We start from the raw sequence: 25,627 nt of genomic DNA on the forward strand, positions 1-25,627 counted from the left end.
GCCTCTCAGCCGCCCTATTTGGGCCGGGGCCGATCTGGAACTTCTAGAAGTCCCAGTCCTCGTCTTCGGTGGCCTCGGCCTTGCCGATGACGTACGACGAACCCGACCCGCTGAAGAAGTCGTGGTTCTCGTCAGCGTTCGGCGACAGGGCCGAGAGGATCGCCGGGTTCACGTTGGTCGTGGTCGCCGGGAACATCGCCTCGTAGCCGAGGTTCATCAGGGCCTTGTTGGCGTTGTAGTGCAGGAACTTCTTGACGTCCTCGGTCAGGCCGATGCCGTCGTAGAGGTCCTGCGCGTACTGCACCTCGTTGTCGTAGAGCTCGTACAGGAGCGAGAACGTGTAGTCCTTGATGTCCTGACGGGTGGCCTCGTCGACTTTCTCGAGACCCTTCTGGAACTTGTACCCGACGTAGTAGCCGTGCACGGCCTCGTCACGGATGATGAGGCGGATGAGGTCGGCGGTGTTGGTGAGCTTCGCCCGCGAGGACCAGTGCATCGGGAGGTAGAAGCCCGAGTAGAACAGGAAGCTCTCCAGCAGGGTCGAGGCGACCTTGCGCTTGAGCGGTGAGTCGCCACGGTAGTACTCCATGACGATCTGCGCCTTCTTCTGCAGATTCGGGTTCTCCACCGACCAGCGGAACGCCTCGTCGATCTCCTTCGTCGAGCACAGGGTCGAGAAGATCGAGGAGTAGCTCTTGGCGTGCACCGACTCCATGAAGGCGATGTTGGTGTACACCGCCTCCTCGTGCGGCGTGATCGCGTCGGGGATCAGCGCGACGGCGCCGACGGTGCCCTGGATGGTGTCCAGCAGCGTCAGGCCCGTGAAGACCCGCATCGTCACCAGCTGCTCTTCGGGGGTGAGCGTGTTCCACGACTGAATGTCGTTGGACAGCGGCACCTTCTCGGGCAGCCAGAAGTTGTTCACGAGGCGGTTCCAGACCTCGAGGTCCTTGTCGTCCTCGATGCGGTTCCAGTTGATGGCCTGCACGTGGTTCAGCAGTTGCAGCTTCTCAGCCATGGGGTTCTCTCTCGGTGCTCAGCGGATCTCAGCGGGTCACAGCATGCAGGAGACGCACTCGGTCATGTCGGTGCCCTCCAGCGCCAGCTGCCGCAGGCGGATGTAGTAGATCGTCTTGATGCCCTTGCGCCAGGCGTAGATCTGCGCCTTGTTGATGTCGCGCGTGGTGGCGGTGTCCTTGAAGAACAGCGTCAGCGACAGGCCCTGGTCCACGTGCTGGGTGGCGGCGGCGTACGTGTCGATGACCTTCTCGTAGCCGATCTCGTACGCGTCCTGGTAGTACTCCAGGTTGTCGTTCGTCATGAACGGCGCCGGGTAGTAGACGCGGCCGAGCTTGCCTTCTTTGCGAATCTCGATCTTCGACGCGATCGGGTGGATCGAACTCGTGGAGTTGTTGATGTACGAGATCGACCCGGTCGGGGGCACCGCCTGCAGGTTCTGGTTGTAGATCCCGTGCTTCTGGATCGACGCCTTCAGCTGGATCCAGTCGTCCTGCGTGGGGATGTGCTTGCCGGCGAAGAGCTCTTTGACCTTCTCGGTCTCGGGAACCCATGCGCGCTCGATGTACTTGTCGAAGAACTCGCCGCTGGCGTAGGTGGAGTCCTCGAAGCCGTCGAAGGCGCGCCCGCGCTCGATGGCGAGGTTGTTCGATGCCCGCAGCGCGTGGAACAGCACCGTGTAGAAGTAGATGTTCGTGAAGTCGAGACCCTCGACCGAGCCGTAGTGCACGTGCTCGCGGGCGAGGTAGCCGTGCAGGTTCATCTGGCCGAGGCCGATCGCGTGGGAGCGGTCGTTGCCGTCCTCGATCGAGCGGACAGAGGTGATGTGGCTCTGATCGCTCACCGCGGTGAGGGCCCGGATGGCGGTCTCGACCGTCTGACCGAGGTCGTCGGCATCCATCGACAGGGCGATGTTCATCGAGCCGAGGTTGCAGGAGATGTCCTTGCCGATCTCGGCGTAGGAGAGGTCTTCGCTGTACGTCGTCGGCGTGTTCACCTGCAGGATCTCGCTGCAGAGGTTCGACATGTTGATCCGGCCCTTGATGGGGTTGGCCCGGTTCACCGTGTCCTCGAACATGATGTACGGGTAGCCCGACTCGAACTGGATCTCAGCGAGGGTCTGGAAGAACTCGCGCGCATTGATCTTGGTCTTCTTGATGCGAGCGTCGTCGACCATCTCGCGGTACTTCTCCGTGACGGAGATGTCACCGAAGGGCACGCCGTACACGCGCTCGACGTCGTACGGGGAGAACAGGTACATGTCCTCGCCGTTCTTTGCGAGCTCGAAGGTGATGTCGGGCACCACGACGCCGAGCGACAGCGTCTTGATGCGGATCTTCTCGTCCGCGTTCTCGCGCTTGGTGTCGAGGAACCGCATGATGTCGGGGTGGTGGGCACTGAGGTACACCGCGCCGGCACCCTGGCGGGCTCCGAGCTGGTTGGCGTAGCTGAAGCTGTCTTCGAGGAGCTTCATGACCGGGATGATGCCGGAGGACTGGTTCTCGATCTGCTTGATCGGAGCCCCCGACTCGCGGATGTTCGACAGCAGGAGCGCCACGCCGCCGCCGCGCTTGGACAGCTGCAGCGAGGAGTTGATGCCGCGCGAGATCGACTCCATGTTGTCTTCGATGCGCAGGAGGAAGCACGACACCAGCTCGCCGCGCTGGGCTTTGCCGGAGTTGAGGAACGTCGGCGTCGCCGGCTGGAAGCGGCCGGAGATGATCTCCTCCACGAGCGCGGTCGCGAGCTTCTGGTCGCCGTCGGCGAGGCCGAGGGCGGTCATCACGACACGGTCCTCGAACCGCTCGAGGTAGCGCTTGCCGTCGAAGGTCTTCAGCGTGTAGCTGGTGTAGTACTTGAACGCTCCGAGGAAGGTCTCGAAGCGGAACTTCTTCGAGTAGGCGAGGTCGTTGAGCTCCTGGATGAACTCGAACGGGTACTTCTCCAGGACGGATCCCTCGTAGTACTCCTTCTCGACCAGGTAGTCGAGGCGCTCCTTGAGGGAGTGGAAGAAGACCGTGTTCTGGTTCACGTGCTGCAGGAAATACTCCCGCGCCGCGCGCTTGTCGGCGTCGAACTGGATCTTCCCGTCCGCGTCGTACAGGTTCAGCATCGCGTTGAGGGCGTGGTAATCGAGGCCCTCGAACCGCGCGTCCAACTTGAACGGCGCCTGATCCTTCACTGCTGCTTCCACCATCGTTCCAATCCGTCGCTCACGCGATCCACGTCTTCTGGCGTGCCGAAAACTTCGAGCCGGTACAAGTGCGGCACACGGCACTTGCGGCTGATGACTTCACCGGCGAAGCAGAAATGCTCGCCGAAGTTGGTGTTGCCCGCGGAGATGACCCCGCGGATGAGGCTCCGGTTTCGCTCGTCGTTGAGGAAGCGGATGACCTGCTTGGGAACCGCGCCCTTCTCGACGCCCCTCCCCTGACCGCCCCCGTAGGTGGGGGTGACCAGGATGTACGGCTCGTCGACGACGAGCGGCGGTTCGGTCGCATGCAACGGTATCCGGAGCGAGCGGATGCCGCCGGTGGCGACGACCTTCTCGACGAAGCGGGCGGTGTTGCCCGAGATGCTGGAGAAGAACACCAGCAGAGGTCCCGCGGTCGCCGGGTCGGCAACCGCGGGTCGCTGCGCGATCGCGGTTGCCATGGGATCAGGCCAGACGCGAGGCGAGCTCGTCGATCTTGTCGGGACGGAAGCCCGACCAGTGGTCCTCGTCGGTGATGACGACGGGCGCCTGCATGTAGCCGAGTGCTTTCACCTGCTCGAGCGCCGACGGGTCCTCGGAGAGGTCGAGGATCTCGTAGTCGATGCCCTTCGAGTCCAGCGCGCGGTAGGTGGCCGTGCACTGCACGCACGAAGGCTTGGTGTACACCGTGATCGCCATGTCGATCCATTTCTGTCGTTGTCGTCCGGGTGATTCCGGTCAGTTCTCGGGCTGGCCCCCGCCGGGAGTCCAATACTACATATGGGTACGGACATCGGATAGCACCACAAGGGGTAGTAGTTACATCCGTGTGATTTTCCACCGTCATCCCCATGTACAACACAGGTTCTCCACCGTTTCATCCACAGCCGGCCGCTCCGCCGGACACGAGGAAAACCGCCGGATGACGGGGGTTTCCTCCGACGCCTCCGAGGTTGTCCACAGATCGGACGCTACGCCGGGCCACCGACATCCGATTCCCTGTGGATGGACGCCCACGGCGTGTCGGGGCGTGTCGCGCTAGCGTGTCCTGGTGGCGGGCTATCGGGATCTCCTGCGCACCCCGGGCGTGGGGCGCATCATGGCGGCACAGCTGACTGCACGCTTCCCCAACGGGATGACGAGCCTGGCGCTCCTGCTCTACATCGAACGCGAGACGGGTTCCTACGGAGCGGCCGGCCTCGTCCTCGCCGCGACCTCGATCGGTCAGGCCATCGCCGGCCCCGTCACCAGCCGCTGGATGGGCATCTGGGGCATGCGGAAGGTCCTCACCCTCACCCTGATCGTGTGCGCCACGGCCATCACGACCGTCGCCCTGGTCGAGATGGTGCTTCCCGCGTACATGGCGCTCGGCCTGATCGCCGGCCTGTCGACGCCGCCGGTGCAGCCGGCCGTCCGGACGATCTATCCGAAGATGGTCACCGGCCGCCAGCTGACCCCGCTGTTCTCGCTCGACGCGTCGCTGCAGGAGATCATCTGGATCCTCGCGCCCGTCGTCATCACGGTCGTGGCCACCCAGGTCGGCACCGTGCCGGCGCTGCTGCTGATCGTGGTGATCCTCCTCCTCGGCGGGGCGTGGTTCATCCTCTCCCCCGAGGTCGGTCGCGTGCGGATTCCCCGGAGCCGCCGCAGCATCGGCACCGTCATGACCAAGCCCCCGATCATCCTCGCCACGGTCGTCGGGTTCCTCCTCATCGGCGCGTGCGCCGCCGTCGAGGCGGGGGTCGTCGCCACGTTCGGGCACGACGGGCTGGAAGCGGGCCTGGTCCTCGCCGTCTTCGCCGTCGGAAGCCTCGCCGGCGGCCTCGGGTTCGGCCACATCCCGATCGGACGCTGGGCGATGGCCCGGCGGCTCGGCATCGTCACGGTCGGACTCGCCCTCACGATGGTGTCGCTGAACGTCTGGTGGCTCGGCGGCACCCTCGTGCTCGCCGGTCTCGGCGTCGCGCCCGCGCTGGCGGTCCTGTTTGCGATGACCTCGGCGAGCGTGAAGTTCAGCGACACCGCCGAGGCCTTCGGCTGGGTGGGCACCGGTCAGCTCATCGGTGCGGCCGCGGGATCCGCCGTCGCCGGGTTCCTCATCGACGGGGTGGGCCCCACCGGCGCCTACCTTGCGGCGACGATCTTCGCCGCGATGGGACTCGTCGTCTCGGTCGTGTTCGTCCGCGGCTTCCCGGACCTCCGCGGACGCGACGCGAGCCCGATGCCCGACACCGCGCCCGTCGCCACGATCACCTGACCGCGCGGAGGTGCCGCGCTCAGCCGATGCGGCGGAGCATCTCGCGGACGGCGAGCGCGTACGCGTCGGCGGGTTCGGGGTGCTCGAACACCAGGCGCTCCTCGCCGACGACGATCTCGACCTCGTGGGTGTCGGCCAGGCGCCGCAACGACCGGAAGGTGCCGCGGAGCATCTCGCGCAGCTGGTGCTCGTGCGGGAGCCACAGCGCGTCCTCGAGCGCGACCGAATCCAGCGCCCACTCCGTCGTGCCGTTGAAGGCGAGGATGCTGCCGGTCGGGTAGTCGCGGGGCTCCACCGTCATCTCGCTGACCGTGAAGACGTCCGCCTCGAACTCGGGCTCGTCCAGTTGGAAACGGTCGCCCGAGCGCGGGTGCCACACCAGGCCCGCCTGGCGGAGGTCGATCGCCCGTTCTGTCGAGATCATGCGAACCATCTTCGCGTGGATGCCGGGGGCCGGGGCCGCTCGTAGGCTGATCGCATGGTTTCCCCCGTGCTTCTCCCCCGCCGCTCCTGGGGCGCGCCGGGCTCGGCCCGCCGCGCGCTCCTCGTGCACGGCCTCGGCTCGAACGGCGCGCTGATGTGGCGCTACGGCGTCGCCCTCGCCGACGCGGGCTGGCGGGCGGACGCCGTCGATCTGCGGGGTCACGGCACGGCGCCCCGGGCGCTGGATTACACCCTCGACGCCTACGCGGCCGATCTGGCGCACGCGCACCCGGAGGACGGCGGGCCGTGGGACCTCGTCGTCGCGCACTCCCTCGGCGGCGCGGCCGCCACCCTCGCCGCCGCCGCCGACGCGACGTGGGCCCGGCGCCTGATCCTCATCGACCCGGCGATCGCGCTGACCCCGCGCGACCGCGGCATCGTCCGCGCGAGCCAGGAGGAGTCCTTCGCCGACCCGTCGCCGGCCGCCGTCCGCGCCGCCCACCCGACCTGGCATCCGCACGACGTCGAGCTGAAGGCCCTGTCCGCGCAGCAGGCGAGCCGGTGGGCGGTCGAGCAGACGAGCGCGCAGAACCCGGAGTGGGACGTGACGGATGCTGCGGCCGCGCTGACCGTCCCCACCCACGTGATCGCCTCAGACCCGAAGGTCTACTCGATCTTCGCCGGCAAGCCCGCCGAGGCCGTGGTCGAGGCGAACCCGCAGATCACGATGACGATCGTCGCGGGCGCCGGCCACTCCCCCCATCGCGACAAGCCCGAGGAGACCGTGCGGGCCCTTCTGGAGGTCCTGTCATGACCGTGTCCCCGTCCCCCGCCGCCGCACCGTTCGATCCCGCCGCGATCCTCCCCGACGACCTTCTGGAGCGCTTCCGCGCCCGGGCCGCCGCGCACGACCGCGACAACACCTTCCCCGAGGACGATCTCGCCGAGCTCCGCGAGCGCGGGTACCTGGCGATCCTCGTGCCCGCAGACCTCGGCGGTGCGGGGCTCGACCTCGCCGCGGCATCCGTCCTCCAGCAGCGCCTGGCCACGGCGGCGCCCGCCACCGCGCTCGCGATCAACATGCACCTCATCTGGACGGGGGTGGCGAAGCTCCTCGCCGACCGCGGGATCGACGACCTCCGGTTCGTGCAGACCGGCGCCGTCGCGGGCGAGGTGTTCGCGTTCGGCATCAGCGAGGCCGGCAACGACCTCGTGCTCTTCGGCAGCGACACCGAGGCCGCCCCCACGGGCGACGGCGGCTACGCCTTCACCGGGACGAAGATCTTCACCACCCTCTCCCCCGTGTGGACCCAGCTCGGCCTCCACGGGCTCGACACCACCTCGCCCGACGCGCCGCGGATGGTCTTCGCGTTCCTCCCGCGGGACGAGACGGATGCCGGACGGGTCCGCATCCGCGACGACTGGGACACCGTCGGCATGCGCGGCACGCAGTCGCGCACGACGGAGCTGCACGGCGCCCGCGCCGCGGCCGACCGCGTCGTCCGGCGGCTGGAGCCCGGCCCTCAGCCCGACCCGCTGGTCTTCGGGATCTTCGCGGTGTTCGAGCTGCTCATCGCCTCCGTCTACACCGGCATCGCCCGCCGCGCGATCGACGTCGCCGTGGCGACGGCCCACCGTCGGACCTCGAAGAAGACCGGCGCGACCTACAGCCAGGATCCCGACATCCGTTGGCGCGTGGCCGAGATGGGGATCGCGTACGACGGCCTCCCGCCGCAGCTGGCCGCGATCGCGCACGACATCGACGCGCGGACGGACCACGGCGCACGCTGGTTCGCGCTGCTGTCGGGGCTGAAGCACCGCGCCGTCACCACCGCCAAGCAGATCGTCGACGAGGCGATCCTCGTCGCGGGCGGCGCGTCCTATTTCTCGGGCAGCGAGCTCGGGCGCCTGTACCGCGACGTCCTCGCCGGGATGTTCCACCCCTCCGACCCCGAGTCCGCCCACGCCACCTCGGCGACGGCGTGGCTCGGACCGGTGGAGAAGTGACCGGCTCCGTCGTCCTCAGCCCGGCCGACGAGGAACGCCGCCGGGGTCTTCGCCGCATGAAGGCGGTCGCGCTCGGGGCGCTGCTGTTCATGGCGGTCGTCTTCGTCATTTCCTTCCCGCTCCAGCAGGACGTCCCCGCCCTCGCCTACGTGCGCGCGGCGGCCGAGGGGGGAATGGTGGGGGCCCTGGCGGACTGGTTCGCCGTGACGGCGCTCTTCCGGCATCCGATGGGGATCCCCATCCCGCACACCGCGATCATCCCGAGGCGGAAGGACGAGATCGGACGCACGCTCGGCGAATTCGTCGAGACGGAGTTCCTCCGCGGCGACGTGGTGCGGCAGAAGCTGGAGTCCACGGCCATCGCCTCGCGCCTCGGCGAGTGGCTGGCCGCGCCCGCGAACGCGGAACGCGTCGTCGCCGAAGCCTCCACGATGGCCTCCGGCATCCTCCAAGCCCTCAGCGACGACGAGGTCGGCGACGTCATCGAGTCGCTCGCCCGCGAGCATCTGATCTCGCCCGAATGGGGCCCGGGCGTCGGCGCATGGCTCTCCCGTGTGCTCGACGCCGGCGCCCACCACGGCGCGGTCGACATGGGCGTGGACAACATCGGCACCTGGCTGAACGAGAACCACGCCGCCTTCACCGGTCTCGTCTCACGGCGCCTCCCCTCGTGGGTGCCGAGCATCGCCCAGCGCCTGGTGGACGACACCGTCTACAACGAGGCGCTGAAGTTCGTCGCCGCCGTCCAGGCCGACCCGCAGCATCCGGCGCGTCTCGCCATCGACGGCTACCTCGCCCGCCTCGCGGACAATCTGCAGCACGACCCCGCCACGATCGGCCGCCTCGAAGACGCCAAGGTCACGGTGTTCGACAGCCCCCGCGTCCGCGAGCTCGCCGCGCAGGCCTGGGAGACCGCGAAGACCGGCCTCGTCGCCGCCCTCGCCGACCCGGACAGCGGCCTCGTCCGGCGCGCGCTGTCGGCCGTGACCGAGATCGGCACGCGCCTGACGACGGATGCCGCGCTCCAGCGCCGCGTCGACACGTGGGTGACCGACGCCGCGGTCTTCCTCGTCGACCGCTACCGCCACGACATCGCCTCGATCATCACCGACACGGTGGAGAAATGGGACGCGAAGGAGACCACCCGCAAGATCGAGCTGATGGTCGGTCGCGATCTCCAGTACATCCGTCTGAACGGCACGATCATCGGCTCCCTCGCGGGCCTGACCATCTACACGATCGCCCACGCCCTTTTCGGCGGCTGAGTCGCGCGACGCGGTCCACGACATCGTGTGAGGACGTCGTGTGACGGCGCCGCTGACAACGGCCGCACCGCAGGCTACGGTGACCTCGTGGGCGCCGATCACCTCCTCTTCACGTACGGGACGCTGCAGGATCCGCAGGTGCAGCTCGATGTGTTCGGGCGACGGCTGACCGGCACCGACGATGTCCTCGGGGGCTTCACCGTCGACTACGTCGAGATCGTCGATCCGCGCGTCGGGGAAGCAACGAGACGCTCCGTGCAGCCGGTCCTGCGCGAAACCGGCCAGCACCTCGACAACGTCACCGGCACCGTCCTCCCCGTCGACGACGACGAGCTGGACGCGTGCGACGAGTATCAGGCGCCGCTCTACCGCCGCGTGGCCGTGGTGCTGCGCAGCGGCCGCCGCGCATGGGCGTACGTGTCCCACTGACACCCGGGTACCCCGGGGGGCTATCGTGGCGGAATGAGCGCGCTCGCCGTCGATCCGCTGTGGCCCCGGGCCGGCGGCTGGCCGGCGTGGTCCGCGCACGAGGATCGCGAGACGGATGCCGCCACCGCGGTGATCGTCGGCGTGCCGACGTGGCGCACGTCGCTCTCCCCGACGGCCGCGCACACGACGCCCGCCGCGGTGCGCGAGGCCCTCCGGCGCTACAGCCCGACGCTCCTCGGACCGCCGCCCGTCGACCTGACGTCGGTGCTGCGGATCCTCGACGCCGGCGACGTCGCGGACCCCGACGGCGCGGACGGGGAGGAGCGGGCCGCGGCGCGCGTGCACGAGATCTCCGGTTCGGCCGACCTCGTCATCGCCCTCGGCGGCGACAACGCCGCGACCGTCCCCGTCGCCCGGGGGGCGCAGGCCACGGGTCTCATCACGATCGACGCCCACTTCGACCTCCGCGACGGGATCTCCAACGGCTCCCCCGTCCGCCGCCTCGTCGAGGGCGGGCTCGACCCCACCCGCGTGGTGCAGGTCGGCATCGCCGACTTCGCCAATTCCGCCGCGTACGCGCGGCGCGCCGCCGATCTCGGCATCACCGTCATCACCCTGGACGAGCTGCGCTCCCGGCCCGAGGCGGACGTCGTCACCGAGGCCCTGTCGATCGCCGGCGGCGGGGATGCGGACTCCGATCCCGGGGGCATCCACCTCGACATCGACGTCGACGTGTGCGATCGCTCGGTGGCGCCGGGGTGCCCGGCCTCCGTCCCCGGGGGGCTCTCCGCCGACACCCTGCGCCGCCTCGCACGGGCGCTCGCGCGCGACCCGCGTCTCCGCTCCGCCGACATCGTCGAGGTCGATGCGGCATCCGACGCCCCCGATGCACGGACGGTGCGGCTGGCCGCGCTCTGCGTGCTCGACCTGCTCGCCGGCCTCGCCCGGCGACCGAGAGGATCCGCATGACCCCCGCACCCGGCATCCAGCTCGCCCTCGTCCGCCACGCCAAGTCGGACTGGGGCGATCCCGACATCGACGACCACGATCGCCCCCTCAACGAGCGCGGCGAGCGCGACGCCCCGCGCATGGCGCGTCAGCTCGTCGAGACCGGCTTCTGGCCCGAGGCGGTCATCTCCAGCACGGCGCTGCGGGCCCGCACGACCGCCGAGGCGTTCTCGTACGCGCTGGACGCACCGCTCCGCCTCGAGGAGCGGCTGTACGCGGCTTCGGCGTCCACACTGCTCGCGGTCGCGGCCGAGAGCGGGCTGCAGCGGGTCACCCTCGTCGCCCACGACCCGGGCCTGACGGTGCTCGCCGCGCGCCTGTCCCGCGATCGCATCGACCGGATGCCGACGTGCGCCGTCGCCGTCTTCACGTGGGCCGAGACGTCCTGGGATGTCGTGGACGCCGTCGACCCGGTGTCGTTCAGCTTCGACGCACCGCGCTGAGCGCGCTCCCGGCGACGCCGCGCCCGCCGCTGAAGATGCCCTCGATGAGCGGGACACCGGGGCGGTAGGCGAGGTACGCGCGCGTCGGCGCACGCAGCACCACGAGGTCGGCTCGAGCTCCCGGCCGCAGCACGCCCACGTCCTCGCGCCGCAGCGCCGCCGCACCCCCCGCGGTCGCCGCCCACACCGCCTCGTCGGGGGTGAGCCCCATCTCGCGGACGGCGAGGGCGATCATCAGCGGCATCGAGCTCGTGAAGCTCGAGCCGGGGTTGCAGTCGCTGGCCAGCGCGATCGTCACGCCGGCATCCCACAGCGCCCGCGCATCCGGGTAGGGCTGCCGCGTCGAGAACTCCACCCCCGGGAGGAGCGTCAGCACGGTGTCGCTCCCGGCGAGCGCGGCGATGTCGACGTCGTCGAGATACGTGCCGTGATCGACGGATGCCGCGCCCCGCGCGACGGCGAGACGCACCCCCTCGCCCGGGCCCAGCTGATTGCCGTGCACGCGGATGCCGAGGCCTCGGGCCGCGCCCGCCGCGAGCACCCGGTCCGCCTGCGCGGGGGTGAAGGCGCCCCGCTCGCAGAAGACGTCGATCCATCGGCAGTGCGACGCGACCGCATCGAGCATCGGACCTGCGACGAGGTCGACGTACGCGTCGGGGTCGTCCTGGAACTCCTCGGGGACGACGTGCGCACCGAGGAACGTGACCTCCTCCGTCACCTCCCGCGCGAGGCGGGCGAGGCGCTCCTCGTCGGCGACCGTCAGCCCGTAGCCGGTCTTGATCTCGAACGTCGTCGTCCCCTGCGCGCGGAGCTCGGCGACGAGCGCCCGGAGCCGAGCACGCAGCTCGGCGTCGGTCGCGCTCCGCGTGGCCGCCACGGTGGAGCGTATACCGCCCGCCGCATACGGCCGACCGGCCATCCGGGCGATGAACTCCTCGCTCCGATCGCCCCCGAACAGGAGGTGGGTGTGGCTGTCCACGAACCCCGGAATGACGGCGGCTCCGTCGACGTCCACGACCGGCACGGCGGAGGCGGCATCCGGAACATCGGCGGCGGGTCCGGTCCACGCGACGATGCCCGCGCGGACGAGGACGGCGGCGTCGTGGATCGTTCCGCAGACGTCGTCGGGTGTCGAGACGTTCGTCGTCAGCTCGCCGATCCCGGTGACGAGGAGGTCGGGTGCTCCGGATTCGCCGGTCACCACATCGGCACCTGCAGGCCGCGCTCGCGGGCGACCTCCGCGGCGCGCGGGTACCCGGCGTCCACGTGGCGCATGACTCCGGTACCGGGATCGTTCACGAGCACGCGGGCGAGCTTCTCCGCCGCCTCCGGGGTACCGTCGGCGACGATGACCTGCCCCGCGTGGATGCTCCGACCGATGCCGACCCCGCCGCCGTGGTGGATCGAGACCCACGACGCACCGGACGCGGTGTTCAGCAGCGCGTTGAGCAGCGGCCAGTCGGCGATGGCGTCGGAGCCGTCGGCCATCGCCTCCGTCTCGCGGTATGGAGAGGCGACCGACCCCGCGTCGAGGTGGTCGCGTCCGATGACGATCGGTGCCGACAGCTCGCCCGAGGCCACCATGTCGTTGAACCTCAGCCCCGCCAGGTGCCGTTCCTGGTAGCCGAGCCAGCAGATCCGCGCGGGAAGGCCCTCGAAGTGCACGCTGTCGCCCGCCTTCTCCAACCAGCGCACGAGGGCGGCGTTCTCGGGGAACAGCGCCTTCACGGCCTCATCGGTCTTGCGGATGTCGTCGGGATCACCCGAGAGCGCCACCCAGCGGAACGGACCCCGACCCTCGGCGAACTGCGGTCGGATGTAGGCCGGCACGAATCCGGGGAAGGCGAACGCGCGGTCGAACCCGCCGAGTTCGGCCTCCGCGCGGATCGAGTTGCCGTAGTCGAACACGGCGGCCCCGGCATCCTGGAACCCGACCATCGCCGCCACCTGCGCCGCCATCGACCGGCGGGAACGAGCGGTGAAGTCCGCCGGATCGGCCTCGGCCCGCGCGCGCCACTCGTCCACGGAGACGCCGACCGGAAGGTAGGCCAGCGGATCGTGCGCGCTCGTCTGGTCGGTGACGATGTCGATCGGGACGCCGCGGGCGAGAAGGGCCGGGAACACCTCGGCGGCGTTGCCCACCACCCCCACCGAGAGTGCTTCACCGGCGTCCTTCGCCGCGATCACCCGCGCGACGGCGGCGTCGAGGTCGGTGGTGTGCACGTCGAGGTAGCCGTGGGCGACCCGGCGCTCCAGGCGGGATTCGTCGACGTCGACGATGAGCACCGCACCGCCGTTGAGCGTCACCGCGAGCGGCTGCGCACCGCCCATACCGCCGCATCCGCCGGTGAGGGTGAGGGTGCCCGAGAGGTCGTCGCGTCCGAGGCTGCGCGCCACGGCGGCGAAGGTCTCGTAGGTTCCCTGGAGGATGCCCTGGGTGCCGATGTAGATCCAGGAGCCGGCGGTCATCTGCCCGTACATCGTCAGCCCCAGCTGCTCGAGCCGGCGGAACTCCGGCCACGTCGCCCAATCGCCCACGAGGTTCGAGTTCGCGATCAGCACGCGCGGCGCCCACGTGTGGGTGCGGAAGACCCCGACCGGCTTTCCGGACTGCACAAGGAGCGTCTCATCAGGCTCCAGCTCGTCGAGCGTGCGGACGATCGCGTCGTACGCCGCCCACGAGCGTGCGGCGCGTCCGGTGCCGCCGTAGACGACGAGGTCTTCGGGGTGCTCGGCGACCTCGGGATCGAGGTTGTTCATCAGCATGCGTTTGGCAGCCTCGGCGCCCCAGCTCTTCGCGGTGCGCGCGGGGCCGCGCGGGGCGCGGATCGCGCGGGCGGCCGGCTCGGGGGCGGCGGTCGTGGTGTCGGATGCGGTGGTCATCTCACTCCTTCGTGGATTCGGGGATGCCGGCGCGGGCGACCGCCCCGGAGCTGACGAGCGCGGCCACCCGCTCGAGGTCGGGCGAGAGGAAGCGGTCCGTGCCGGGGCCGTCGATGCCGGCATCCCGCAGCAGAGCGCGGACCCGGGCGGTGCGCGGCGCCGGAGCGAGCGGGGCGCGGAGGTCCAGGGCGCGGGCCGCGGTGAGCACCTCGATGCCGAGCACCCGGGCGAGCCCGTCGACGCCGCGGCGGAGCTTCCGACCCGCCGCCCATCCCATCGACACGTGATCCTCCTGCATCGCCGAGGACGGGATGGAGTCCACGGATGCCGGGACCGCGAGGCGCTTGAGCTCGGAGACGATCCCGGCGGCGGCGTACTGCGCGATCATCAGGCCCGAGTCCACCCCGACCTCGTGGGCGAGGAAGGGCGGGAGTCCGTGACTGCGGGCAGGATCCAGCGCACGGTCGGTCCGCCGCTCCGAGATCGAGGCGAGGTCAGCGACGGCGATCGCGAGGAAGTCCAGAACGTAGGCCACGGGGGCGCCGTGGAAGTTGCCGTTGGAGCGCACCTGACCGTCGGCGGTGAGCACCGGGTTGTCCACGGCGGACAGGAGTTCCCGGTCGGCGACGCGCCGTGCGTGATCGAGGGTGTCGCGCGCGGCGCCGTGCACCTGCGGAGAGCAGCGGAGCGAGTACGCGTCCTGCACCCGGGTGCACGCGGCGGGATCGCGGTGCGAGCGGACGATCTCGGAGTCGGCGAGGAGGGCGCGGAGGTTCGCGGCCGACCGCGCCTGACCGTCCTGAGGGCGCAGCGCCATGAGGTCGGCGGCGAACACCGCGTCGGTGCCGAGCTGGCTCTCCACCGACATCGCCGCCGCGACATCGGCGGTCTCCAGCAGCGTCTCCAGGTCGGCGAGAGCGAGGAGGAGCATCCCGAGCATGCCGTCGGTGCCGTTGATGAGGGCGAGGCCCTCCTTCTCCGCCAGGATCAGCGGACGGATGCCGGCCTCGGCGAGCGCGGCCGCGGCATCCGTCATCACACCGTCGGCGTCGCGCACCTCTCCCTCCCCCGTCGCGGCGAGCGCGACGTGCGACAGCGGCGCGAGATCGCCCGAGCAGCCGAGCGAGCCGTACTCGCGGACGACGGGCGTGATGCCGGCGTTGAGCATCGCGGCGTAGGTCTCCGCGACGACCGGACGCACACCCGTGCGACCGGTGGCGAGGGTCTGCAGGCGCAGCAGCTGAAGCGCGCGGACGACCTCGCGCTCGACCTCCGCTCCGGTGCCCGCCGCGTGCGAGCGGATGAGGCTCGCCTGCAGGGCGACCCGGCGCTCGGCGGGGATGAAGGTCGTCGCGAGCGCGCCGAATCCCGTCGAGATGCCGTAGTGCGGGCGGGCGTCCTCGGCGAGCGCGTCGATCACCGCGCGGGAGGCGGCCATGCGCGACCGGGCAGCCGCGCTCACGACCACTGGAGCATCGTGACGCGCGACGGCGACGACGTCCGCGGGCCGCAGCGTGGCGTCGCCGATCTCGACGGTGCGCGCGGACGGGGAGGCGACGGCGGTGCTCATGGGTCGATCTCACCGCAGCGCCGCCGCCGAGCGAAGGCCTGCACGGCATCCTGTGTCTGAGATCACAGACTCCCGCCGGGAACGCGGTCAGGCGGGCAGGACGATCGCGAACGCGGAGCCGCGCCCCACTTCGCTCGTCACGGTGAGCGTGCCGCCCATCGCCTCGATCAGGCGCCGACTGAGGGTCAGACCGAGTCCCGTGCCCTCGTACTTTCGCGAGAGGGACGAGTCCCCCTGCTCGAAGGGCTCGAAGATGCGCTCGAGATCGTCGGCGGCGATCCCGACGCCGGTGTCCCACACGGTGACCCGCACCTCATCGTCCGCATGGCGGGCGCGCACGCCGATCGTGCCGCCGGCGGGGGTGAACTTGACGGCGTTGGCGAGCAGATTGATCAGCGCCGCACGGAACCGCACCGCGTCGACCCGGATGCACGGCAGCTCCGCCGGGACGTCGACGACCACCGAGAGCCCCCGGCGGACCGCGAGATCATCGACGACACCCCGCGCCTCGGCGACGATCGGGGCCACGTCGCACGCGGACAGCACAGGGTCCCCCCGCCCCGACTCCTCCTTCGCGAAGTCGAGGATCGTGGTGATCACCTCGAGCAGGTGGCGTCCGCTGTCGCCGATCTGGGTCACGAACGCCCGCTGGCGATCGGTCAGAGGGCCGTAGATCTCGCGGTCGAGGACGGAGCTGAGTCCGATGACCGCGGTGAGGGGCGACCGGAGCTCGTGGCTGACGCCCGCGAGCAGCTCGTCTTTCGCCCGTGCGGCGTTCTCCGCGGTGTCCCGCGCGTCGCGGAGCGCCGACTCGATCTCCTTGTGCGCGGCGATGTCGCGCACGATGACGGTCGTGACGTCGTCGTCGTCGTAGTGCCCCCGGACGAAGGTGACCTCCACCGGGCGGACGACGCCGTCGAGTCCGCGCAGCTGCATCTCCATGCTCGTCCCGGTGTCGACCGCGTGCGCGGCGCGCCGCACGTACGACCGGGCGTGGCCCGGCGGCAGGAACGCCCAGACTCGGGCGCCGATGAGATTCGCTCGGCGAGCCCCGACGAGTTCCCGGGACGCGCGGTTGGCCAGCACGATCCGGCCGTCGGCGCGGAAGGTGACGATCGCGTCCGCGGCCTCTTCCACGATCAGGCGGTGCAGTTCCTTGTGATGCGCCTGGCGTCGTTCGGCTTCCATCCGTTCGCGGTCGACCGTCGCAGCTTCCATCAGGCTGCCGACCGTCGCGGCGAGCGGCGCGAGGAAGTGCACCAGCTCCTCGTCGAATCCGCCGTCGCGGTTGGCCAGCGCGACCACCCCCGCCACGGCGTCTCCGCGACGGATCGGCACCCCGAGGAACGAATCCAAGCGCGGATGCCCGTCGGGGCGCCCCTCCGCGCGCGGGTCGGTGAGCGGTGTGTTGGAGATCACGGGAACGCCGTCTGTGACGACGCGGCCGAAGAGCGTGTCGAGATTGTGGAACTCCATGCCACGCGGACCGTATCGCGCGTACAGCTCGCGGGTGGTGTCGTTCCAGGAGATGTCGGTCATCGCCCAGGTCCGCAGGAACGGACCGTCGGCGTCGTGGAGGACCTGGGCGATGAACCCGTACGCACTGCCGGTGACGCGCAGGAGGTCTTCGAGCAGCCCGTCGAACAGTTCGCCGGCGTCGACGCCCGCCATGTACTGCCCCTGCATGCGGGTCAGGGTGTCCAGCAGCTCGTTCGAGCGCTGCAGCTGGGAGTCCACGGCGTGGAGTGTCGTGACGTCCTCCATCACCCCCTCGAAGTACGCGATCTCGCCGTCATCTCCGCGCACCGAGTGGGAACTGATCCGGACCCAGCGCAGTCCTCCGTCGAAGCGTCGGATCTGCAGGTCTTCCACGGGGATGGGCTCTCCGGCCTGAGCGCGCCGGATCAGCCACTCGCGACGCGCGGGATCGGCGTAGATCTCGCGCGCGTGGATCGCGGCGAGGTCGCCGAACGTCTCGGCGCCGAGGAGACGCACCAGTGCGTCGTTGCCGGCGACGAAGCGGCCGTCGATCGTCGTGCGGTACACCGCCAGCGGAAGGCGCAGGACGATGTCGCCGAGGATCTCGGACCGCTGTCCGCTCATCGGCGGGACGGTTCCATCGTGTTCCGTATCACCTCGGCCAACGTATCCAATTCCACGGGCTTGGAGATCACCGCGTTGCCGAGCGCCGCGGCCCGGGCGAGGATGTCAGGACTTTGCGATGCCGTGACGAAGACCACGCGCAGATCGGCGAGATCGGGGATGGCGGGCAGCCGTCGGGCGACGTCCAGCCCGTCGATCCCCGGCATCATGATGTCGAGGAAGAGCAGTCGCGGCTTCACCGCGCCGCAGGTCACCAGACCCTCCCAGCCGTTCACCGCCGAATGCACCGAGACGGCACCGCCGAACTCGGTGGCGGCGGCTTCGACGAGAGCAGCTGTGACGGGATCGTCGTCGATCACCATGACGGCGAATTCGTGCACGATGTCCAGTTCCGCCGCGAGGGCCTCCAGCGCCGATCGATGCTTCGCGCTCGGTTCGCTCCGACCCCGCTCCCACGCGTTGATCGTGGGGAACGACACCGCCAGGCGGCGGGCGAGGCCCTCTTGGGTGTCGCCGGTGGCGCGCCGGATGCGGGCGACGAGGTCCGCGCTGGCGATCATGCTCTCGGCCCGCCAGGAGTCATGACGCCCCCGCTCACGCGCGCAGCCGCTGCGGCGAACGGGAGACGCGGAAGTCGCCCTCGTGGCGCGTCTGCGCGAGGACGGTCCGCACGGCGTCGGAGACCTCGACGATCGTCATCGTCCCGGAGTGGGCGAGCACTGCCTCGCGGGTGCGGACGAGCACCTCCACGGCCGCGGCGTCCATCGACTCGACCTCGGACAGATCGACGTAGACATGAGGGCGCGTGTCGTCGACGAGGGCGACCACACTCCGTTCGAACTCGTCGACACGGTGCGCGTCGAAGCGCCCGCTGACGGTCACGGCGATGAGCTCCGGCTCCCGGCTGACGGTGAGATGCATGACGACTCCCTCCCCCGGTACTTTATACGCCTTTATACGCTTTATCACGCGCGAGGGTAGCCCTCTGGCAAGCTGTGACGCGATGAGCATCCCCGACCGGCGGGATCGCACGCCGGACAAGCCGCAGGTTCCCGCCGCCGATCAGACACTGCGGATCCTGTCGCTCCTCGCGCGTCAGCGGGGCCCGATCGCCGCGCAGACCATCACCGCGCACCTCGGCATCCCCCGCTCGAGCGTCTATCACCTGCTGAGGGTGCTGGAGGCTCACGGCTTCGTCGTGCACCTCGCGGACGAACGCCGCTGGGGGCTCGGGACCGCCGCCTTCGAACTCGCCGGTGGGTTCGCCCGGCAGGAGCCCCTCGCCCATCTCGGTCGCCCGCTGGTCGCAGCCCTCGCGGACCGGACGGGCGAGAGCACGCACCTCGCCGTCATGACCGGGCGCGACGTGCTCTACCTCGTCGAGGAGCGGGCGCCGCGCCGGCCCGCGCTCGTGACCGACGTCGGCGTCCGTCTTCCCGCGCACCTCACCGCGAGCGGTCGCGCGATGCTCGCGGCCCTTCCGCGCGAGCAGGTGCGGGCGCTCTTCCCGGATGCGGCCTCGTTCGCCGACCGCACCGGTCGCGGCCCGTCGCGACCCACCGAGCTGCGCGAGGTGCTGCGCGAGGTGCGGGCCCGCGGGTTCGCGACCGAGGACGGAGAGGTCACGCTCGGGCTCCGGTCGGTGGGCGTCGCCGTGCTCGACCACACCGGATGGCCGGCGGCCGCGATCGCCGTGACGTGGCCGGAGGAGCTGCCGCGAGACCCGGAGCACCTCGCCGCCGAAGCCGGCCACGCCGCGCGCGAGCTCTCCCGATGCCTCTACGGCACGCCCTCATCCGGGGGCCCCGTCTAGCCCTGAGCCCCGTCTAGCCCCGAGCCCCGTCTAGCCCTGAGCCCCGTCATTCCCGTCAAACCCCGGGGCGATTTCGACATGTCATCCCCCGCCGGGGCCCCAGGCAGCCGGAATCTCCCCGTCGTTTCACGCGCTGACCGCTCAGCCCGCGGGCGCGCGCACCACTACCCCGCCGCCTGCCGGCCCCGGGCGTGGTCGGCCGCCGCCGCCGTCACCGCGATCGAGGTGCCCCGCGCGACGGCATGACCCCTGGCGCGCGAAGAACGCGGGAGATCCCGGCACGTCGCCCCCTGCCGAGCCCCTGATGCTCCGGAATCTCCCGCGTTCTCGACGCGTCGACCCCGCTCCGGCGTGCTGCTCCCCGCCACACCGCCGACCGTCGGCACCGCGCGTGGATAGACGATCCGGCGGCGGTCGGCAACCCCCTGCAGAGCCCCCGGCGACCTGCCTACCGTGGGGGCATGCTCACCGCCGACATCCCGACCCCTGCCGACCTCCTCGAGCTGATCGATCACCGTCACCCCGTGAGTGTGACGCTGACGATCGCGTCCTCTCCTCTGCCGAGCGACCACGAACGCGTCGCTCTGGGCCTGCGGAACGCGATCGACGAGGCCGAACGCCAGATCGCGACGCTGGAGCTGTCCCGCTCCGAGGCGATCGAAGCCGCACGGGTCGTCGAGGAGCTCCGCGGCCTGCTGGATGACCCGGAGTTCTGGGAGCAGCAGTCCCGCTCGCTCGTCGTGCTCGCCGCGCCCGGGCGCGTGCAGGCCCACCGACTCGCGAACACCGTCACCGACCACGTCGCCGTCGGCGATCGCTTCGACACGGGCGCACTCCTGCGCTCGGTCGCGTTCCCGAACCGCGCCTTCGTCGTCCTGCTGTCGCAGGGCTCGGCGCGCCTCGTCGAGATCGGCCCGGATCACCGGCCGCGGGAGCACGCCCTCGACCTCCCCGACGACCACGCGATGATGCTCGAGAAGACGGCCACCGACGGACAGGCCGACATCCCCCGCGCCGACGGCGCGACCGGCGACCGCATCGAACGCGAGCGCTATGCCCGTGCCGTCGAAGTGCTCGTGCGCCCGATCGTGCCCGACGACGTTCCCGTGATCCTCGCGGCGGCGACCGACCTCGTCCCCGCCTACCGCGCGGTGAACACCCATCCCCTGCTTCTCGAGGACGGCATCTCGGTACACCCCGAATCGCTCGATGACGAGACACTGTCGGCGGCCGTCCGGGAGATCCTCGACGCCCAGCACGCGCAAGAGCTCGCCGAATGGCGGGAGCATCTCGGCACGCAGCAGGCCGAGGGCCTCGGCTCCTCCGACCTCGCCGAGGTCGCTCGCGCGGCGACGGCGGCGGCGGTCGCCGAGCTGCTGTTCGACATGGACGACACCGCCGAAGGCCACATCGACGAGTTCGGCACGATCACGCCGGCACCGGATGCCGGAGCGGCGACCTACGCGCTGGTCGACGAGATCGCAGCCCGGGTGCTCCGCACCGGTGGGCGCGTCCGCGCCGTCCGCCGCGAGGACCTCGTGGGCGATTCTCCGGTGGCGGCCACGTTCCGCTTCCCCCTCGGCACCTGAGCCGCACCGCCCCGGTTTTTCGGTTGAGAACGCGGGAGATCCGGGCACCACGCCCACCCCCGGGGTGGGAACGCTGCGGGATCTCCCGCGTTTTCGACGCGTGAGCCGCGGGCCGAGGCCCGGCGGTCCCGCGCGGGTCAGTCGACCTGGACGACCGTTCCTCCGGTGAGGGCGACGAGCTGGTCGAAGGTCAGCGGAAACACCGTGTGAGGCGTCCCACCGGCGGCCCAGATCTCGTCGTAGTCCGCCAGGTCGCGGTCGACGAGCGTCTCCAGCGGCGCGGGGTGCCCGGTGGGGGCGACTCCGCCGATCGCTTGACCGGTCGCGGCGCGGACATCGTCGGCGCTCGCGCGGGTGATCCGCGTCCGTCCGATCCGCTCCGCCAGGGCTGCGGTGTCCACGCGGTGGGCGCCGCTCGTCATGACGAGGAGCGGTTCGCCGTCGGCGAGGAACACCAGACTGTTGGCGATCGCTCCGACCTCGATCCCGAGGGCGGCGGCGGCGAGGGCGGCGGTGGAGGCGGCATCCGGGAGCACGACGATCTTCCCGGGGATGCCGGCTTCGGCGAGGCGGTCGGCGACGATCCGGCTGCGCGGGTGGAGGTTGTCGGTCACGGTGTTCAGCCTACGATTCCGACCGACCCGGCGCCGCGGGCGAGGAGCGTCCCGTGCGGCATGAGGAGCCATCCGTCCGGGTGCGTGCTCCACTCGTGCCACCCGTCGGCGATCCGCTGGAGCGCCGCGTCGTCGGCGGCTCCGAGCCGTCGGGCGTGGTCGGCGAAATCGGAGTGCACCGCCCGCTCCGCCCACGCCCCACCCCACCACGCGCGGTCCTCGGGCGACTCGAACAGCCACAGATCTGCGGAGGATCGGATGTCGGTGAACCCGGCCTCGCGCGCCCAGGCCTTCAGGCGCCGCCCGGCATCCGGGGCCCCGCTGACGGCGCGGTGCACGGCGAGGTACACGGTGAACCATTCGTCGAGCGCGGGAAGCCGAGGGAACCACGACGTCCCCTCGTAGTCGACGTCGCGCGCGGCGACGAGACCGTCGGGTCCCGCCACGCGTCCGAACTCGCGGAGCGCCTCGATCGGGCGCGACAGGTGCTGGAGGACCTGGTGCGCGTGGACGACGTCGACGCTCCCGTCCGGGGCGTCGATGTCGTAGGCGTTGCCGACCGCGAAGGTGAGGTTCGACAGCCCACGGGCGGTGGCGAGCTGCTCGGCGCGCGCGACGACCTCGGCGGAGACGTCGAGGCCGCGAACGGCGCCGGGTGCGACGATCTCGGCGAGGTCGGCGGTGATCGTCCCGGGTCCGGAGCCGATGTCCAGCAGCGACATTCCGGGACGGAGCTCGGACAGGAGGTACGCGGCGGAGTTCTCCGCGGTCCGCCATTCATGCACGCGCAGCACGCTGCCGTGATGCCCGTGGGTGTAGGGGTCGACGACGCTCATGGAGAAAACCGTAACCTCCCGCGCCGCCGCCGCCGCACCGTGTGACGACGGAGCAGCAGAGCGCGGGCCCAACGACCCTGGCACCCGCCCACGCGCCGGAGGAGACTGGCCCCGTGCCCCGGTTCCTGCGTCCCCTCACCCGCTATCCGATCATCACCGCGACCGTCGTCGTCGGCATCCTCGCGCTCGCCCTCGCGCTCGCGGAGCAGACGGATGCCGCACGGTGGGTGAGCGTCCTCTCCGTGTCGGGGTTCATCGTGTTCACGCTGGTCGGGATGATCCGCGACGTCCTCCGCGGACACGTGGGGCTGGACATCCTCGCGGTCGTGGCGATGGTGGCCACCCTCGCCGTCGGGGAGTACGCCGCCTCCCTCATCATCGTGCTGATGCTCTCGGGCGGTCAGGCGCTGGAGGACGTCGCCGGCCGCCGCGCGAACCGCGAGCTCACGGCGCTCCTCGAGCGCGCTCCCCGCACCGCGCACCGGGTCCGCACCGGACCGGACGGCACGGATGCCGTGACCGACGTCCCCGCCGACGAGGTCGCGGTCGGCGATGTGCTGCTGATCCGTCCGGCCGAGATCGTCCCCGTCGACGGGGTCCTCCTCTCCCCCGCCGCGAACATGGACGAGTCCTCGCTCACGGGTGAGAGCATGCCGGTGCCGCGCACCGCGGGCGAGGAGGTGCTGTCGGGTTCGGTCAACGGTTCGGCGGCGATCCGCGTGCGGGCCCTGCGGCGCAGCGCCGACAGCCAGTACCAGCAGATCGTCGCGCTCGTGCGGGAGGCGCAGGAGTCGAGGGCGCCGGTCGTGCGCCTCGCCGACCGGTTCGCGATCCCCTTCACCGCGGTGTCGCTGGTGATCGCCGGCGCCGCGTGGGGCATTTCCGGCGACCCGACGCGGTTCGCCGAGGTGCTCGTGCTCGCCACGCCCTGTCCGCTCCTGATCGCCGCCCCCGTGGCGTTCCTCGGCGGGCTTTCCCGCGCGGCCCGGGCGGGCGTGATCATCAAGGGCGGCGCGGTGATCGAGCAGCTCGCGCGGGTGCGCACCGCCGCGTTCGACAAGACCGGGACGCTCACGCGGGGTCACCCGACCGTGGTGGAGGTGCGCGCCGCCGACGGGTGGGCGCCCGATGACGTCCTGCGTCTGGCGGCCTCGGCAGAGCAGTACTCCACACACGTCCTGGCGGACGGCATCCGTCGCGCGGCCGAGGAGCGCGGGCTGCCCCTCTCGGCGGCGACGGAGGCGGAGGAGACGGCCACCAACGGCGTGCGCGCCGCGATCGAGGGCCGCAGCGTGGTCGTCGGCAAGCCCCGGTACGTCCGGTCGCTGGCCCCCGACACCCGGACCGTCGAGATCGCGAGCGGTCAGGCCGCCGCCTACGTCGCCGTCGACGGCGTGTTCGCCGGGGCGCTGATCCTCGCCGACGACCCCCGCGCCGAATCGGCGGGCGTGATCGCGTGGCTCCGCGCGCACGGCGTGGAGCGCGCCGTCATGCTGACCGGGGATGCCGAGCCCACCGCCCGGGCGGTCGCCGCCGCCGTGGGCATCGATGAGGTGCGCGCCGAGCTCCTCCCCGCCGACAAGGTGCAGCTGGCCGCCGGGCTCCAGCCTCGCCCGGTCCTCATGATCGGTGACGGCGTGAACGACGCCCCGGTGCTCGCCGCGGCGGACGTGGGCATCGCGATGGGCGCGAAAGGCGCGACGGCGGCGGGCGAGGCGGCATCGGTGGTGATCCTGAAGGATTCGCTCGCCGGCGTGGTGGACGCCGTGGCGATCGGTCGCGACACCCTCCGGGTCGCACTCTCCGCGATCGGCATCGGGATCGCCCTCAGCATCGGGCTCATGCTCGTCGCCACGACCGGACTCATCCCGGCCGTCGCCGGAGCCCTCGTGCAGGAGCTCGTCGACCTCGCCACGATCCTCTACGCCCTCCGCGCGCTCACGGGTCGGGATCGGCAGCAGGACCTCTCGACGACGCCGCACCCCCGTGACGGTGCTGCCCTCGTCGGGCACAATGGAGAACGGATGCCGCACAGCCGCAGCATCCGCAGCGCAGAGCCCACAAGGCCGGCCGAAAGAGGAACGCGATGACGCACACCCTGCCCCTTCCCGACTTCACCCACGAACGCGTGGAGGTGATCACGGGGCGGCGGAGCGGTCTGTTCCTCGCGGTCGCCCTGCACTCCTCCGTGCTCGGTTCCGCCCTCGGCGGCGCACGCCTGTGGACGTACCCGCACTGGAGCGACGCCCTCGGCGACGCGCTGCGACTGTCGGCGGCGATGACGCTGAAGAACGCCGCGGCGGGCCTCGACGCCGGCGGCGGCAAGTCCGTCATCGCGCTGCCGGAAGGCGCTGTCCTGGATGCCGATCGTCGACGTGCGGCGTTCCTCGACCTGGGCGACGCCGTCGAGTCGCTGCACGGTCTGTACCGGACGGCGGAGGACGTCGGTTCGACGACCGAGGACATGCTCGTCGTCAGCGAGCGGACCGACCATGTCGTGGGCCTCCCCGATGCCGTCGGCGGCTCGGGCGAACCCGCGGGGCCCACGAGCCTCGGTGTCTACGAATCGCTGCGCGCGACGCTGGAGCGCATCACCGGCTCCGACGACGTCGCGGGACGACGCATCACGATCTCGGGGCTCGGCCAGGTGGGCTCGCGCCTCGCCGTACGCCTCGCCGCCGAGGGCGCGGACCTCACGGTCACCGACGTCAACCCGGCCAAGCAGCACCTCGCGGCCGAGCTCGGCGCACGCTGGTGCCCGCCCGGCGAGGAGCACCTGGCCGCCGCCGACGTCTTCGTCCCCGCCGGGATCGGCGGGGTCCTCACCGACGAGGTCATCGACGCCCTCGACGCCCGCGCGGTGTGCGGGCCGGCCAACAACCCGCTCGCGGCGCGGACGGGGGCCGAGCGGCTCGCGGGGCGCGGCATCCTGTACGCCCCGGATTTCGTCGTCAACGCCGGCGGCGTCATCTACCTCGATCTGGAGGCGAAAAAGCTCGGCACCCGGCCCGCGATCATGGAGCGGGTGAGCGCCATCGGCGACACGCTCCGGCGCATCTACGACGAGGCCGAGACGCGCGGGGTCACCCCGCTCGCCGCGGCCGAGGGGCTCGCCGCCGAGCGTCTCGCCGGCGGACGAGCGCCCGCCCTGGCGGGCTGAGACGCGCACGCCCCGG

Annotated in this window: 24 protein-coding genes; 11 read left to right on the top strand and 13 right to left on the bottom strand. The window is 71.0% G+C overall.

Features of this window, described 5'->3' with window-relative positions; translation table 11 throughout:
• Positions 1 to 43: 43 nt before the first annotated feature.
• The 4 genes from nrdF to nrdH are packed head-to-tail and all read right to left on the bottom strand — an operon-like array spanning position 44 to position 3,910.
• Positions 44 to 1,018, bottom strand: coding sequence for a class 1b ribonucleoside-diphosphate reductase subunit beta (nrdF, locus tag LTL01_RS13590; RefSeq protein ID WP_236968942.1), 975 nt, complete (start codon positions 1,016 to 1,018; stop codon positions 44 to 46).
• Positions 1,019 to 1,054: 36 nt separating this feature from the next.
• Positions 1,055 to 3,214 carry a class 1b ribonucleoside-diphosphate reductase subunit alpha gene (gene nrdE, locus LTL01_RS13595; RefSeq protein ID WP_053548780.1) on the bottom strand — a complete coding sequence of 720 codons (2,160 nt, stop codon included), beginning with the start codon at positions 3,212 to 3,214 and terminating at the stop codon, positions 1,055 to 1,057.
• Positions 3,196 to 3,672 (bottom strand): class Ib ribonucleoside-diphosphate reductase assembly flavoprotein NrdI, encoded by a 477-nt coding sequence (nrdI, locus tag LTL01_RS13600; RefSeq protein ID WP_053548781.1) that lies wholly within the window; start codon positions 3,670 to 3,672, stop codon positions 3,196 to 3,198. Before nrdI ends, nrdE begins: the two co-directional genes overlap by 19 nt.
• 4 nt (positions 3,673 to 3,676) lie before the next feature.
• Positions 3,677 to 3,910, bottom strand: a complete 234-nt coding sequence (gene nrdH, locus LTL01_RS13605; RefSeq protein WP_053548782.1) for a glutaredoxin-like protein NrdH — start codon at positions 3,908 to 3,910, stop codon at positions 3,677 to 3,679.
• A 352-nt stretch (positions 3,911 to 4,262) separates the two neighbouring features.
• On the opposite strand from nrdH, the gene LTL01_RS13610 reads away from it, so the two are divergent.
• On the top strand, positions 4,263 to 5,468 hold the full coding sequence (locus LTL01_RS13610; RefSeq protein ID WP_236968943.1) for an MFS transporter: 1,206 nt from the start codon (positions 4,263 to 4,265) through the stop codon (positions 5,466 to 5,468).
• A 19-nt stretch (positions 5,469 to 5,487) separates the two neighbouring features.
• On the opposite strand, the gene LTL01_RS13615 is transcribed toward LTL01_RS13610, so the two are convergent.
• The gene (locus tag LTL01_RS13615; protein WP_236968944.1) at positions 5,488 to 5,892 is read right to left on the bottom strand and encodes a pilus assembly protein CpaE; all 405 of its coding nucleotides are present in this window, start codon (positions 5,890 to 5,892) and stop codon (positions 5,488 to 5,490) included.
• Positions 5,893 to 5,946: 54 nt separating this feature from the next.
• Between LTL01_RS13615 and LTL01_RS13620 the strand changes: the two genes are divergently transcribed.
• The 6 genes from LTL01_RS13620 (at position 5,947) to LTL01_RS13645 (ending at position 11,043) form a co-directional block, all read left to right on the top strand.
• Positions 5,947 to 6,705, top strand: coding sequence for an alpha/beta fold hydrolase (locus LTL01_RS13620; protein WP_236968945.1), 759 nt, complete (start codon positions 5,947 to 5,949; stop codon positions 6,703 to 6,705).
• Positions 6,702 to 7,898 (top strand): acyl-CoA dehydrogenase family protein, encoded by a 1,197-nt coding sequence (locus LTL01_RS13625; RefSeq protein ID WP_236968946.1) that lies wholly within the window; start codon positions 6,702 to 6,704, stop codon positions 7,896 to 7,898. Before LTL01_RS13620 ends, LTL01_RS13625 begins: the two co-directional genes overlap by 4 nt.
• Before the next feature lie 56 nt (positions 7,899 to 7,954).
• Positions 7,955 to 9,163, top strand: coding sequence for a DUF445 domain-containing protein (locus tag LTL01_RS13630; protein ID WP_236968984.1), 1,209 nt, complete (start codon positions 7,955 to 7,957; stop codon positions 9,161 to 9,163).
• Between the two features lie 87 nt (positions 9,164 to 9,250).
• Entirely contained in the window at positions 9,251 to 9,592 is a 342-nt protein-coding gene (locus LTL01_RS13635; protein ID WP_236968947.1) for a gamma-glutamylcyclotransferase family protein, read from the top strand.
• Between the two features lie 33 nt (positions 9,593 to 9,625).
• On the top strand, positions 9,626 to 10,561 hold the full coding sequence (locus LTL01_RS13640; RefSeq protein ID WP_236968948.1) for an arginase family protein: 936 nt from the start codon (positions 9,626 to 9,628) through the stop codon (positions 10,559 to 10,561).
• Positions 10,558 to 11,043 (top strand): SixA phosphatase family protein, encoded by a 486-nt coding sequence (locus LTL01_RS13645; protein WP_236968949.1) that lies wholly within the window; start codon positions 10,558 to 10,560, stop codon positions 11,041 to 11,043. The genes LTL01_RS13640 and LTL01_RS13645 overlap by 4 nt, the downstream gene beginning before the upstream one ends.
• Here the strand turns inward: LTL01_RS13645 and hutI are convergent.
• The 6 genes from hutI to LTL01_RS13675 form a co-directional block, all read right to left on the bottom strand.
• A complete protein-coding gene (gene hutI / locus LTL01_RS13650) occupies positions 11,021 to 12,244 on the bottom strand; it encodes an imidazolonepropionase (RefSeq protein WP_236968950.1) in 1,224 nt (407 codons plus the stop codon). The two genes, LTL01_RS13645 and hutI, sit on opposite strands and share 23 nt — an antisense overlap.
• On the bottom strand, positions 12,241 to 13,926 hold the full coding sequence (gene hutU / locus LTL01_RS13655; RefSeq protein ID WP_236968951.1) for a urocanate hydratase: 1,686 nt from the start codon (positions 13,924 to 13,926) through the stop codon (positions 12,241 to 12,243). The genes hutI and hutU overlap by 4 nt, the downstream gene beginning before the upstream one ends.
• A 1-nt stretch (position 13,927) precedes the next feature.
• Entirely contained in the window at positions 13,928 to 15,496 is a 1,569-nt protein-coding gene (hutH, locus tag LTL01_RS13660) for a histidine ammonia-lyase (RefSeq protein ID WP_236968952.1), read from the bottom strand.
• Positions 15,497 to 15,583: 87 nt separating this feature from the next.
• Positions 15,584 to 17,599, bottom strand: coding sequence for an ATP-binding protein (locus tag LTL01_RS13665; protein WP_236968953.1), 2,016 nt, complete (start codon positions 17,597 to 17,599; stop codon positions 15,584 to 15,586).
• Positions 17,596 to 18,159: a response regulator gene (locus LTL01_RS13670; RefSeq protein WP_236968954.1), complete on the bottom strand. Its 564-nt coding sequence runs from the start codon at positions 18,157 to 18,159 to the stop codon at positions 17,596 to 17,598. Before LTL01_RS13670 ends, LTL01_RS13665 begins: the two co-directional genes overlap by 4 nt.
• A 34-nt stretch (positions 18,160 to 18,193) precedes the next feature.
• Complete coding sequence (locus tag LTL01_RS13675; RefSeq protein ID WP_236968955.1) at positions 18,194 to 18,520, bottom strand: STAS domain-containing protein; 327 nt, start codon at positions 18,518 to 18,520, stop codon at positions 18,194 to 18,196.
• 82 nt (positions 18,521 to 18,602) lie between these two features.
• Here LTL01_RS13675 and LTL01_RS13680 point away from each other — a divergent pair, with 82 nt between their 5' ends.
• Positions 18,603 to 19,412 (top strand): IclR family transcriptional regulator, encoded by an 810-nt coding sequence (locus LTL01_RS13680; RefSeq protein WP_236968956.1) that lies wholly within the window; start codon positions 18,603 to 18,605, stop codon positions 19,410 to 19,412.
• 461 nt (positions 19,413 to 19,873) lie between these two features.
• Positions 19,874 to 21,001 (top strand): baeRF11 domain-containing protein, encoded by a 1,128-nt coding sequence (locus LTL01_RS13685; protein ID WP_236968957.1) that lies wholly within the window; start codon positions 19,874 to 19,876, stop codon positions 20,999 to 21,001.
• Between the two features lie 137 nt (positions 21,002 to 21,138).
• Here the strand turns inward: LTL01_RS13685 and LTL01_RS13690 are convergent, their stop codons facing one another.
• Positions 21,139 to 21,615 carry a YbaK/EbsC family protein gene (locus tag LTL01_RS13690; protein WP_236968958.1) on the bottom strand — a complete coding sequence of 159 codons (477 nt, stop codon included), beginning with the start codon at positions 21,613 to 21,615 and terminating at the stop codon, positions 21,139 to 21,141.
• Positions 21,616 to 21,620: 5 nt separating this feature from the next.
• Positions 21,621 to 22,451 (bottom strand): methyltransferase domain-containing protein, encoded by an 831-nt coding sequence (locus LTL01_RS13695; protein WP_236968959.1) that lies wholly within the window; start codon positions 22,449 to 22,451, stop codon positions 21,621 to 21,623.
• 113 nt (positions 22,452 to 22,564) lie between these two features.
• On the opposite strand from LTL01_RS13695, the gene LTL01_RS13700 reads away from it, so the two are divergent.
• Both LTL01_RS13700 and LTL01_RS13705 read left to right on the top strand, forming a co-directional pair.
• Positions 22,565 to 24,541 (top strand): heavy metal translocating P-type ATPase, encoded by a 1,977-nt coding sequence (locus LTL01_RS13700; RefSeq protein ID WP_236968960.1) that lies wholly within the window; start codon positions 22,565 to 22,567, stop codon positions 24,539 to 24,541.
• Positions 24,538 to 25,611 carry a Glu/Leu/Phe/Val dehydrogenase family protein gene (locus LTL01_RS13705; protein WP_236968961.1) on the top strand — a complete coding sequence of 358 codons (1,074 nt, stop codon included), beginning with the start codon at positions 24,538 to 24,540 and terminating at the stop codon, positions 25,609 to 25,611. The genes LTL01_RS13700 and LTL01_RS13705 overlap by 4 nt, the downstream gene beginning before the upstream one ends.
• The last annotated feature ends 16 nt before the right edge of the window (positions 25,612 to 25,627 follow it).

Source organism: Microbacterium aurantiacum, from assembly GCF_021654035.1.
Taxonomy (GTDB): domain Bacteria; phylum Actinomycetota; class Actinomycetes; order Actinomycetales; family Microbacteriaceae; genus Microbacterium; species Microbacterium aurantiacum.

Excerpts from the sequence above, each read along its gene's own strand:
- nrdF (WP_236968942.1), bottom strand. The coding sequence starts at position 1,018 with ATGGCTGAGAAGCTGCAACTGCTGAACCACGTGCAGGCCATCAACTGG.
- nrdE (WP_053548780.1), bottom strand. The coding sequence starts at position 3,214 with ATGGTGGAAGCAGCAGTGAAGGATCAGGCGCCGTTCAAGTTGGACGCG.
- nrdI (WP_053548781.1), bottom strand. The coding sequence starts at position 3,672 with ATGGCAACCGCGATCGCGCAGCGACCCGCGGTTGCCGACCCGGCGACC.
- nrdH (WP_053548782.1), bottom strand. The coding sequence starts at position 3,910 with ATGGCGATCACGGTGTACACCAAGCCTTCGTGCGTGCAGTGCACGGCC.
- LTL01_RS13615 (WP_236968944.1), bottom strand. The coding sequence starts at position 5,892 with ATGATCTCGACAGAACGGGCGATCGACCTCCGCCAGGCGGGCCTGGTG.
- LTL01_RS13620 (WP_236968945.1), top strand. The coding sequence starts at position 5,947 with ATGGTTTCCCCCGTGCTTCTCCCCCGCCGCTCCTGGGGCGCGCCGGGC.
- LTL01_RS13625 (WP_236968946.1), top strand. The coding sequence starts at position 6,702 with ATGACCGTGTCCCCGTCCCCCGCCGCCGCACCGTTCGATCCCGCCGCG.
- LTL01_RS13630 (WP_236968984.1), top strand. The coding sequence starts at position 7,955 with ATGAAGGCGGTCGCGCTCGGGGCGCTGCTGTTCATGGCGGTCGTCTTC.
- LTL01_RS13640 (WP_236968948.1), top strand. The coding sequence starts at position 9,626 with ATGAGCGCGCTCGCCGTCGATCCGCTGTGGCCCCGGGCCGGCGGCTGG.
- LTL01_RS13645 (WP_236968949.1), top strand. The coding sequence starts at position 10,558 with ATGACCCCCGCACCCGGCATCCAGCTCGCCCTCGTCCGCCACGCCAAG.
- hutU (WP_236968951.1), bottom strand. The coding sequence starts at position 13,926 with ATGACCACCGCATCCGACACCACGACCGCCGCCCCCGAGCCGGCCGCC.
- hutH (WP_236968952.1), bottom strand. The coding sequence starts at position 15,496 with ATGAGCACCGCCGTCGCCTCCCCGTCCGCGCGCACCGTCGAGATCGGC.
- LTL01_RS13665 (WP_236968953.1), bottom strand. The coding sequence starts at position 17,599 with ATGAGCGGACAGCGGTCCGAGATCCTCGGCGACATCGTCCTGCGCCTT.
- LTL01_RS13670 (WP_236968954.1), bottom strand. The coding sequence starts at position 18,159 with ATGATCGCCAGCGCGGACCTCGTCGCCCGCATCCGGCGCGCCACCGGC.
- LTL01_RS13675 (WP_236968955.1), bottom strand. The coding sequence starts at position 18,520 with ATGCATCTCACCGTCAGCCGGGAGCCGGAGCTCATCGCCGTGACCGTC.
- LTL01_RS13680 (WP_236968956.1), top strand. The coding sequence starts at position 18,603 with ATGAGCATCCCCGACCGGCGGGATCGCACGCCGGACAAGCCGCAGGTT.
- LTL01_RS13685 (WP_236968957.1), top strand. The coding sequence starts at position 19,874 with ATGCTCACCGCCGACATCCCGACCCCTGCCGACCTCCTCGAGCTGATC.
- LTL01_RS13695 (WP_236968959.1), bottom strand. The coding sequence starts at position 22,451 with ATGAGCGTCGTCGACCCCTACACCCACGGGCATCACGGCAGCGTGCTG.
- LTL01_RS13705 (WP_236968961.1), top strand. The coding sequence starts at position 24,538 with ATGACGCACACCCTGCCCCTTCCCGACTTCACCCACGAACGCGTGGAG.